We start from the raw sequence: 9199 nt of genomic DNA, 5'->3' as shown, positions 1-9199 counted from the left end.
CCCATGCGGGAGGCCGCCGACGAAGCCGACGTCGACCCGGACAGACTCTCCTTCATGCGATCACTACGCGTCGTCCGCCGCCAGGTCACCGACCAGGCGGATTTTTCCCCCTGAGGACCACACGCACGCGCTCCGGGAAACCTTCACGGAGATCACCGAACAGCTCAACCCCGTACGCCTCCACCGCACGTACCCACGCACCATCAGACGAGGCCGACACAACGCCTACCGAGTCAAACGCCCAACAGACACCGGCACCCGGCATGATCAACCAGTGAAGATTGTCCTCGCGCGGACCGCTTAACTAAGCGCCATTGGCCTATGTGAGCAAGCGTGTGTCGATGACGCTTGCAGATAACCCCATCACTGTGGGCGGCCGGGCGTGGATGTTGTTTACGACTGTGAACCAAACCGGGTTCGTTCAGGCGATGCCCATCCGGTAGGCGAGACCTCGCAGGTCACGGCCGCCGGCTGTGCTGCGGGCGCGTTGGAGCATCACGGCGACGGTTTCGCGGATGAGCGGATTAGTTCTGATCTGCTCGGGAGCAAGCTTCTCGGCTTCGCGGAACATCGCAAGCGCCTGTGCGTCCTTGCCGCGGCTTTGGGCAAGGCCGCGTCCCAAGTCGGCGTAGAAGTGGGCTCGGCGTCGGCGGGACGGGAGGACGGACGTGTCAACGCCACGCGCAAGCTCGGCGGCTTTGCCTCCATCTCCGCGTTCAACGGCGATGCTGACACGCCAGACAGCGACGTTCGTTGGCCCGAAGTGCAGCCTGAAGGCGGTTGTCTCGCCAGTTCGGCTGGCGATGTCGGCGGCCTCGGCGATGTGGGCGTCGACATGGCGCGGGTCACGGCTGGGGGCCCCGGCGAGTGCTGCCGTGAGGTGAAGGATGCCGTAGACGGGCATAACTTGCGGATGATCCAACGCGGCGCCGGCGGTGTCTGCTGCCTGCTCTGCAAGGCGAAGTGCGCGATGGCGTGCCCCGGCGGTCAGGAGCGCGTTCGCGCGTGAGAAGTCTCCCAGCGCCGACCACGCGGGGTCGTCGAGTAGTTCCGTCGCCTGGACCGCACGGTCAGCGGCGATCCATGCCAAGTCGACGTATCCAAGATCTTTAGCGAGAACGAAGGTGGCTCGGTAGACACCGACCAAGGCGGCGATGGCTGCGCGAGAGGACTGAGGGTTCCCCGACACGGCGTGGACGTGTAGTCCCTCGATGAGTTCGGCGAGTCGGGGTGCGTAGGTTGCATGCTCCGACGCCTGGTAGGCAACTTGAACGTCATCGGCGGCGGCTCGCAGTTCGGCGATGGAACGCGCCGGCTGGTCGGGCTGCTCGTCGAACGCAGTGCCGAGAATCGCGGTCCGGATCACGGGTATGGAGGCCAACGAACGCGCCTGGTGGGGGTTGGTGGGTGCGTAGGGCTGGCCGGTGAGATCGGTGATCGAGACTTGAAGCGCTTCGGCGATCGATTCGAGGTGTGACCGTCGGTCCATCCGACGCTGGCCGTTCTCGACCATCGACAGGAAGCCCTTGGACAGGCCGGTGAGTCCGGCAAGTGTCTCCAGGCTCATCCCTCGGTAGCGTCGGCACGAACGGATCCGACTACCGATCGTGGCTGGCTCCGGGTTGTCGTTCATGGCGGCACCTCTCGACCGTGGCTGTGGGCTAGCCGTTTACCAAGCGTAGCGCCACTAATCCGGGCTCAAGCCCTACGACAGGTGTTCACAGCCGTGAAATTTTGGCGGCGACACCCATAACTTGGTTCGCACCCGTGAACTTTCGGTCACCGAACGGGATCAAGCTTGCGCGACCAGATGCTTTCGCCACATGACCGTTCGTTCCCAGAGTCGATGTCGTCCGGAGGCCGGTCATGACCGGGCCCCACGCCGGGGAGTTCGACGGTCGACAGAACCAAGGAGGCCACAGATGAGCAGTGATGGCGACGGCTTCAACCGTAGGGACGATGAGGGGGGTGACAATGCAGGCGCATGCCATGACGCCGGTCGGATCTGGGCCGGTGGGCCGGCTGGTGCCGGTCGCGGAGCTGGTTGGGGTCGACTGGTCGGTGGTGTTGTTCGACCGGGAGGGGGCGTGGTGGAGGTGGCGGCGCCGTTCGCCACGCGCGACGACGCGAAGTCCTATGCGGCGGCTCTCGGCTTGTCGGAGGTGTCTGGCGGACGGTGCCGTTGCGGTTCGTGGGCCGGGCGGTGCTGCTGTGACGCGAACGACGCGTCGAGGTCGACCACCATGCCCGTTGCGGTTCGTGGGCCGGGCGGTGCTGCTGTGACGGGCTCGGTCGGCCGGTCAGGGTCGGGGTCGTGACCGGGGTAGTGGCGGCGGGTGCGGCGCCGTGGGAACTCCACATGCGTGATCTGCCGGATCTGCTGGTGGGCTATCTGGATGGTCTGGTCTTGGGCGTGCTTTCTGACCCGTTGAACTCGGCCTCTGGTGGTCAGATCATGGTGCGTTACGACGTGATGGACGTGCAGGCCGATGTGATGGTCGGGGCGAGTGTCGGCATGGCGCAGTTGTCCCGGGTGGGTCTGGTGATGGTGCACCGGCGGTTCACGCCCTTGGTGCGGTCCCGGGTGGCGTGGGCGGTGGGGCTGCGGCTACGGCGGGAGCGTCTGGCGGCCGGTGGCGATCCTCGGGTGGTGGTGACCGGAGCGCGTCCTTCAGCGGATCTGGTGCCGGACGGGGTGGAGTTCACGGCTCATCCGGTGCGGCTGCGTGAAGGCGACACCGTGTCGCCGATCGAGGTGTGGGAGGTGGTGTTCCCGGACCTGGTCGCGGCCAGGGAACTGGCTCGCTTGTGACCTGATCTGATCTTCACGGGCTGACGGCCCCGTGACCCTTCCCGCCCCTCCCCGTTGCCGGACGGATGTGGTCCGGGGCCGATGTCCGGCGACCGGCCGGCCTGCGACATCGACGACAGAATCGAACATGCGTTCCGTAGACCTGGTGGTCCGGACGGCTTCGGCCCGCCTTGTGCCAGCGATCATGAAATTCTGCTTGGGACCCTGTTCATTCAGTCCTGGTCGTCGAGGAGATGGGCGGCGGCTTTGGGGTCCATGAGGTTGGACCAGGCCTGCTCGGCGGGCAGGAGGTGGCGTTCGGGGAGGGCGTGCTCGGGGAACCAGCCGTCGGTGGCGCAGCCTGGGACGCGGGAGAGAATCACAGCGCTGCGGATCCGTTCGTGCGGGGTGTCCGGGTCCGCGAACTGCTCACCGGCCTTGGCCAGCAGCGGGTGGCCGACCTGGTCGAGGGGGACGCTGGCCGGCGGGAGCGGCAGGTGCAGGTCCTCACGCAGGCAGCGCAGGGTCGGGCGGACCGGCATACGGTCACGTTTCCCAGTCGCCGACGCCGCCGAGCTGTTCGATCCGCTCCGCCGACAGACCGGTCAGCGCGGCCACACCCGCGGACAGGGAGCCGTCGAGGACCTTCATGGAGGCGACCATGCCCCGGCGGACCTCCTCCCGGCGCTGGTCGAGGTAGGTCCTGACCGCCTCGGCGACGAAGTCCTTTTTCGACATGCCCAGGAAGTGCGCGGCCTGCGAGATCAACTCGTCCGTCGCTGGGTCGACCTTCAGTGGGGCCTGGCGACGGGGTCCGACGGTGGTCATGACGCTCACCTCCCGCAGCCATGATACCCAAGTACCTCAGGTCGCATTCTGGAGGAAATCCGACAGATCACATTGTGGCCACCAAGGAAGCAAGCGGTGGATCATTGCATGCGCCCGTAGGAGACGTTCGGTCCGGGCCGTGGTGCCGTTGTCAGCGAGGTCTCTCGGAGGCCACCCCGGGTGGCTCCCTGAGGAAGGTCTCCAGGATGCGGTCGGCGGCGAGTGCGGGGGTGAGCTCGCCGGCGCGGACCTGCCGTTCGATGCCGGCGGCCAGCGCGCCCACCCGCGGGTCGGTACGCAGCCGCGCGAGCAGCCTGTCGCGGATCATCTCCCACGTCCAGGCGACCTGCTGGCCGCGCCGGCGGGCCGCCAGACCGCCGGCGCGGCCAGCGTCTCCCGGTGGCGTTCGACGGTCCGCCAGACCTCCTCCAGACCCGCACCGGTCATGGCGCTGCAGATCAGCACCGGTGTGCTCCAGCCGCCGTCACCGGCCCGCAGGAGCCGCAGAGCGCCGGCCAGCTCCTACGCGGCGACGCGCGCGCCCCCCTCGTAGGGACCGTCGGCCTTGTTGACGCGACGATGTCGGCGAGCTCGAGCACCCCCTTCCTGATGCCCTGCAACTGATCGCCGGTACGCGCCAGGCACAGCAGCAGAAAGGTGTCGACCATCCCGGCGACGGTCACCTCGGACTGCCCGACACCGACCGTCTCGACCAGGACGACGTCGTAACCGGCCGCCTCCATCACCACGATGGACTCCCGGGCCGCCCGGGCCACCCCACCGAGGGTCCCCGACGTCGGCGAGGGGCGCACGAACGCGGCCGGGTCGGTCCCGAGCCGGGCCATCCGCGTCCGGTCACCCAGGATGCTGCCGCCGGTACGGGTCGACGGCGAGCACGGCCACAGTGTGCCCGCAACCGGTCAGATAGGTGCCGAGCGCGTCGATGAACGTCGACTTCCCCACCCCCGGCACCCCGGTGATCCCGACGCGCCGGGCGTGCCCGGCGTGCCCGGCGAGTTCGGCGCGCAGCGCGGGCACGAACGTCAGATGGCCGGCGGCGAACGAGGAGACCCCGATGATGTGCACATCGGCCTCGACGGCCTGCCGCGCCACCTCCGCCGGGGCCTGGAACAGCGGGCCCACGTCCACGTCGAACCCGAGGTCGGCGAAGGCGGACGCGATCACCTGCTGGCCGCGGTCGTGCCCGTCCTGCCCCATCTTCGATCCGGAGCCCGGACTCAGGCCCGTACCGCACGACACCCCCGGACGCCGTCCGCCACGACCGGTACAGCTCGTCGGTCTCAGTCATACGCTCTCTCCTCGCAGGTCCGGACCACCGGGCCCAGCGGCAACCGGGATCGGGAACGGCGGAGAGCGTCACAGCACGGGAAGCGGAACCGGCTCCGGAACCGGCTATAGGACCGGCAGGCCGGCACACGCTCACAGCTCCCGGCCCACGGTGCGTGCCCGCCGGTAAGTCGCGGGCCGCGGGGTATCGCTTGAGACCGCGCGGTATCAGCCGACATTGTTGGATGTCCTACCGTGCGGGCCGCCGGGTCCCGCCGGGCACCGGAGGGAAAGCGATGAACGACGTACTGCTCACCGTCCGCGGCCGGCTGGGCCGGATCACGCTCAACCGGCCGAAGGCCATCAACGCGCTCAGCCACGGCATGCTGCGCCGCATCGCCGACGCCCTGACCGCCTGGGAGCACGACGAGCGCATCCGGGCGGTACTGATCGACGGTGCCGGCGAGCGGGGGCTGTGCGCCGGCGGTGACATCCGGTCCATCTACGACGACGTCAGCTCCGGCGGCAGCGCCGCGCTGGGCTTCTGGGTCGACGAGTACCGGCTCAACGCCCGCATCGGTCACTACCCGAAACCGTATGTCGCGCTGATGGACGGGCTGGTCATGGGCGGGGGCGTCGGCGTCTCCGCGCACGGCAGCGTACGGGTGGTCACCGAGCGCTCCCTGGTCGCCATGCCCGAGGTCGCCATCGGCCTCGTGCCCGACGTCGGCGGAACCTATCTGCTGTCCCGGATGCCCGGCCAGTCGGGCACCCACATCGCGCTCACCACCGCGCGGATATCCGGCGCCGACGCCATCCAGCACGGGCTGGCCGATCACTACGTGCCCAGCGGCCGGCTCGGCGCGCTGGTCGACGCGCTGGGCAGCGGTGACGAGCGCGACCCGGTCGAGGTGGTCCGCTCCTTCGCCGAGCCGCCCCCGGCCAGCGCGCTGGCCGCGCAGGCGGGCTGGATCGACCACTGCTACGCGGCGGGGACCGTCGAGGAGATCCTGGGCCGGCTGAACGAGCACGGTGGGCCGGCCGCCGCCGCGGCGGAGGAGATCGCGAAAAGATCGCCCACCGCGCTCAAGGTCACCCTGCGCTCGCTCCGGTCGGCCGCCGAGCTGCCCAGCCTGGAGGCGGTGCTCGACCAGGAGTACCGGGTCTCCAGCACCTGCCTGCGCTCGCACGACCTCGCCGAGGGCATCCGGGCCCAGGTCGTCGACAAGGACCGCCGTCCCCGCTGGTCACCGGCGGCCCTGGCCGAGGTCAGCGACGAGGCGGTCGCCAGCTTCTTCGCGCCCCTGGGCGCCGGCGAACTCGGGCTCGCCACCGCCAGGGTGTCGATTGTCACGGGTCAATGACCCTCCGATTCAGGAAATGCGCTCCGACGCGAACGGCTGCCGGCGGGCGCTGTTACCATTGTTTCCATGAGCCATTCCCGACCGTATGCCCGGACGCCATCGTCAACGAATTCCCACGGATCGGACGGAGCGGACGGCGCGGCCCCGGAGCTCGTCGTTCTTCTCAGCCCGTCCGGAGAGGCGGTCGGAGTCGCCCCGAAAGCCACCGTCCACGGGCCTCGGACGCCGTTGCACCTGGCGTTCTCCTGCTATGTCTTCGATGATGCCGACCGCGTACTCGTCACCCGGCGGGCTCATGCGAAACGCACCTGGCCAGGGGTGCTGACCAACACCTGCTGTGGCCATCCGGCCCCTGGTGAGGATTTCCGGACGGCCGTCTCACGGCGGCTGGCCGAAGAACTGAACCTGCACGTCCAGCGCATCGACCTGGCCCTGCCGACGTTCCGCTACCGCTGCGTGATGGCCGACGGCACCGTGGAGAACGAGATCTGCCCGGTGTTCTTCACGCAGGCGTCAAGCGATTTCCGGATCAACCCCGAGGAGGTCGCCGAGGCATACTGGGCACCATGGCCGGCGTTTTCCGAGGACGTTCTGGACGGTTCTCTGAAGATATCACCCTGGTGTCGCCTGCAAATGGCACGGCTGCGCACGCTCGGGCCCTCGCCCCGGCACTGGCCGGTGGCACCGGACGAGGCGCTCCCCCCGGCCGCCCGGCAGAATTCCAGAAACCATCGGGGATAAGCCGGGGCGGGATTCCGTGCCACCGCGGAAGCCGCTCCGGCAGCCCGCCCCCGTCAGTCCGTCACCTCCGCGTCGGGCTCCCCCACCGGCGGCACCGGGTGCCGGATGCCGCGGATGCCGGATGCCGGATGCCGGATGCGGGGCGGCCTCAGGCGGTGGCGGCCGGCGGCCGGCGGTGGCGGAGCAGGCGCCGGCCGCAGCCGAGCATGTGGCCACGCAGCTCCTCGTCGCCGATGTCGGCGACCTGCGGGCCGAACCCGGCCTCGCGCAGCCCGGAGAGCAGGATGCTCGCGGCCACGATGCCGCCGGGATCGGGATCAGGCCCCGTGAGCAGCACCAGGATCCGGTTGCTCAGCTCGGGGAACGCCCCGTGTTCGCTCAGGACGTGCGCGACCGCGAGGTCACCCTGGAGCACGGCGTAGAGCGACCGGTTACGGATGATCAGATCGATGATGCCGGCCAGCACGGTCTCGACCTGGGCGGCACGGGAGCGCTTCCGCTCGGCCTCGCTCGCGATCGCGGCGAGCTCCTCGATCGCCGGGTTGACCACCGCGAGGACGATGTCGTCCTTGGTCTTGTAGTGGTAGTAGACGGCCGCCTTGGTCACGCCGAGCGCATCCGCGATCATCTGTAGTGACGTCCCGCTGACGCCTCGCTCGGCGAAGAGGTCCAGGGCCGCCGCGAGCAGCTTCTTCCGCCCCGTCCCCTCCCGAGGGCCCGCCGGTTCGAGCTGTGTCGCCACCGCCTCCGACCTCCTGTCCGTCTGTCCGTCTGTCCGTCTGTCCGTCTGCTCGTCCGGATTGTCCTGGCTGCGCGGGCCGCCTGTCCGGCTGATCCCCATCCGCGCGGACGATCTGGGCGCCATCACCAGGCATCATCTCGCGCGACAGGCGGGCCGACAGGTCGGCCGAAGCGCAGCTGACAGAGCAGCACTGTCGCGTCCTGCGCGCTCATCGATCTTAATGCTAGCCGAACGGCAGGTCGGTAACCAGCCGATCAGCTTGCCATTTCCTAGACGAACGGCTAGCTTCCTTTTGGAGAAGACCTGCCGATCGGCTAGTGACGCTGGCAAGCGGCGCTCATCCGCAGCGCCCTGTCGACCCAAGGAGAAGATCCGTTGGCCACCTACCTGTACCGGCTCGGACGCACGGCCTACCGCCGCCGGCGGCTGGTCGTCGCCCTGTGGGTCGTCGTGCTGGCCCTCATCGGGGCCGGCGCGGCGACCCTGTCCGGCCCGACCTCCGACACCTTCTCCATCCCGGGGACCGAATCCCAGAAAGCGGTCGACCTGCTGCGGGAACGCATGCCCGGCGCCGGCGCCGACGCGGCCACCGCGCGCGTGGTCTTCACCGTCACGGACAGTCCGCTCACCGAGGGTGCGCGCAGACAGGCCGTCACCGACACCGTCCAGCGGATCACCAGGGCGCCGCAGGTGGCCCAGGCCAGCGACCCGTTCCTCCGGGACGGTGTCTCCCGGGACGGGCGCACCGCCTACACGCAGGTCGCCTACAAGGTGCAGCCGGGCGAGGTCACCGACGAGGCCAGGGACAGCCTGTTCGCCGCCGCCACGACGGCCCGCGACGCCGGGATCGGCGTCGAGTTCGGCGGCACCGCGGTGGAGGGGGCGCCCGAACAGAGCGCCACCGAGGTCATCGGCCTGGCCGTGGCCGCCGTCGTGCTCGTCATCACCTTCGGCTCGCTGGTCGCGGCCGGCTTCCCCCTGCTCACCGCGCTGCTGAGCGTGATGATCGGCATCGGGTGCGTCCAGATCGCCACCGGGTTCATCGACATCGGCTCCAGCACCCCGACGCTCGCCCTGATGCTCGGCCTGGCGGTCGGTGTCGACTACGCGCTGTTCATCACCTCCCGCTACCGGCACGAGCTCTCCCTGGGGTCCGACGGCGAGCAGGCCGCGGGCCGCGCGGTGGGCACCGCGGGCTCGGCGGTGGTGTTCGCCGGTCTGACCGTCATCATCGCGCTGGCCGCGCTGTCGGTCGTGGGCATCCCGTTCCTGACGTCGATGGGGCTGGCCGCCGCCGGCACCGTCGCCGTCGCCGTGCTCGTCGCGCTCACCCTGCTGCCCGCCCTGTTCGGCTTCGCCGGGCGGCGGCTGACCGGCGGGCGCATCCCCGGGCTGCGCGCCCGCGACCCCGAAGGCGACGGCGGCGGCCCCACGGCGGGCCAGCGG

At 69.7% G+C, this 9199-nt stretch carries 10 protein-coding genes and 2 pseudogenes; 4 read left to right on the top strand and 8 right to left on the bottom strand.

Annotated features, from left to right (window positions below):
• Positions 1-421 precede the first annotated feature (421 nt).
• The gene (locus tag NBX02_RS10205) at positions 422-1633 is read right to left on the bottom strand and encodes a helix-turn-helix domain-containing protein (RefSeq protein ID WP_250291113.1); all 1212 of its coding nucleotides are present in this window, start codon (positions 1631-1633) and stop codon (positions 422-424) included.
• 681 nt (positions 1634-2314) lie between these two features.
• On the opposite strand from NBX02_RS10205, the gene NBX02_RS10200 reads away from it, so the two are divergent.
• Positions 2315-2812 (top strand): hypothetical protein, encoded by a 498-nt coding sequence (locus NBX02_RS10200; RefSeq protein ID WP_250291110.1) that lies wholly within the window; start codon positions 2315-2317, stop codon positions 2810-2812.
• Between the two features lie 212 nt (positions 2813-3024).
• Here the strand turns inward: NBX02_RS10200 and NBX02_RS10195 are convergent, their stop codons facing one another.
• The 6 genes and pseudogenes from NBX02_RS10195 to NBX02_RS10175 all read right to left on the bottom strand — a co-directional run.
• The gene (locus tag NBX02_RS10195; protein WP_250291108.1) at positions 3025-3333 is read right to left on the bottom strand and encodes a hypothetical protein; all 309 of its coding nucleotides are present in this window, start codon (positions 3331-3333) and stop codon (positions 3025-3027) included.
• A gap of 4 nt (positions 3334-3337) precedes the next feature.
• Complete coding sequence (locus NBX02_RS10190; protein ID WP_250291106.1) at positions 3338-3619, bottom strand: hypothetical protein; 282 nt, start codon at positions 3617-3619, stop codon at positions 3338-3340.
• A 151-nt stretch (positions 3620-3770) separates the two neighbouring features.
• On the bottom strand, positions 3771-3947 hold the full coding sequence (locus NBX02_RS10185; RefSeq protein WP_250291105.1) for a hypothetical protein: 177 nt from the start codon (positions 3945-3947) through the stop codon (positions 3771-3773).
• Positions 3944-4084, bottom strand: coding sequence for a hypothetical protein (locus NBX02_RS23055; protein WP_445548353.1), 141 nt, complete (start codon positions 4082-4084; stop codon positions 3944-3946). Before NBX02_RS23055 ends, NBX02_RS10185 begins: the two co-directional genes overlap by 4 nt.
• Positions 4078-4594: pseudogene (locus NBX02_RS10180) on the bottom strand (methylmalonyl Co-A mutase-associated GTPase MeaB); the annotation flags it as partial. The gene NBX02_RS23055 and the pseudogene NBX02_RS10180, both read right to left, overlap by 7 nt.
• Positions 4589-4894 (bottom strand): annotated as a pseudogene (locus NBX02_RS10175) (cobalamin-dependent protein); the annotation flags it as partial. The pseudogenes NBX02_RS10175 and NBX02_RS10180, both read right to left, overlap by 6 nt.
• A gap of 308 nt (positions 4895-5202) precedes the next feature.
• Here NBX02_RS10175 and NBX02_RS10170 point away from each other — a divergent pair.
• Both NBX02_RS10170 and idi read left to right on the top strand, forming a co-directional pair.
• A complete protein-coding gene (locus NBX02_RS10170; protein WP_250281052.1) occupies positions 5203-6270 on the top strand; it encodes an enoyl-CoA hydratase/isomerase family protein in 1068 nt (355 codons plus the stop codon).
• A 66-nt stretch (positions 6271-6336) separates the two neighbouring features.
• Complete coding sequence (gene idi, locus NBX02_RS10165; protein WP_250291103.1) at positions 6337-7011, top strand: isopentenyl-diphosphate Delta-isomerase; 675 nt, start codon at positions 6337-6339, stop codon at positions 7009-7011.
• Between the two features lie 148 nt (positions 7012-7159).
• Here the strand turns inward: idi and NBX02_RS10160 are convergent, their stop codons facing one another.
• A complete protein-coding gene (locus NBX02_RS10160) occupies positions 7160-7753 on the bottom strand; it encodes a TetR/AcrR family transcriptional regulator (protein ID WP_250281057.1) in 594 nt (197 codons plus the stop codon).
• Between the two features lie 375 nt (positions 7754-8128).
• Between NBX02_RS10160 and NBX02_RS10155 the strand changes: the two genes are divergently transcribed.
• The coding region (locus NBX02_RS10155) for an MMPL family transporter (protein ID WP_250291101.1) at positions 8129-9199 on the top strand (1071 nt) is incomplete at its 3' end.

The organism is Protofrankia sp. CiP1_Cm_nod1, from assembly GCF_920888515.1.
In the GTDB taxonomy this organism is placed as follows: Bacteria; Actinomycetota; Actinomycetes; order Frankiales; family Frankiaceae; genus Protofrankia.
The sequence above is the reverse complement of the archived record's forward strand: the minus strand, read 5'-3'. Positions and strand labels throughout refer to the sequence as shown.

Coding starts and splice junctions, on each gene's coding strand:
- NBX02_RS10170 (WP_250281052.1), top strand. CDS start 5,203: ATGAACGACGTACTGCTCACCGTCCGCGGCCGGCTGGGCCGGATCACG.
- NBX02_RS10190 (WP_250291106.1), bottom strand. CDS start 3,619: ATGACCACCGTCGGACCCCGTCGCCAGGCCCCACTGAAGGTCGACCCA.
- NBX02_RS10205 (WP_250291113.1), bottom strand. CDS start 1,633: ATGAACGACAACCCGGAGCCAGCCACGATCGGTAGTCGGATCCGTTCG.
- idi (WP_250291103.1), top strand. CDS start 6,337: ATGAGCCATTCCCGACCGTATGCCCGGACGCCATCGTCAACGAATTCC.
- NBX02_RS10195 (WP_250291108.1), bottom strand. CDS start 3,333: ATGCCGGTCCGCCCGACCCTGCGCTGCCTGCGTGAGGACCTGCACCTG.
- NBX02_RS10185 (WP_250291105.1), bottom strand. CDS start 3,947: ATGATCCGCGACAGGCTGCTCGCGCGGCTGCGTACCGACCCGCGGGTG.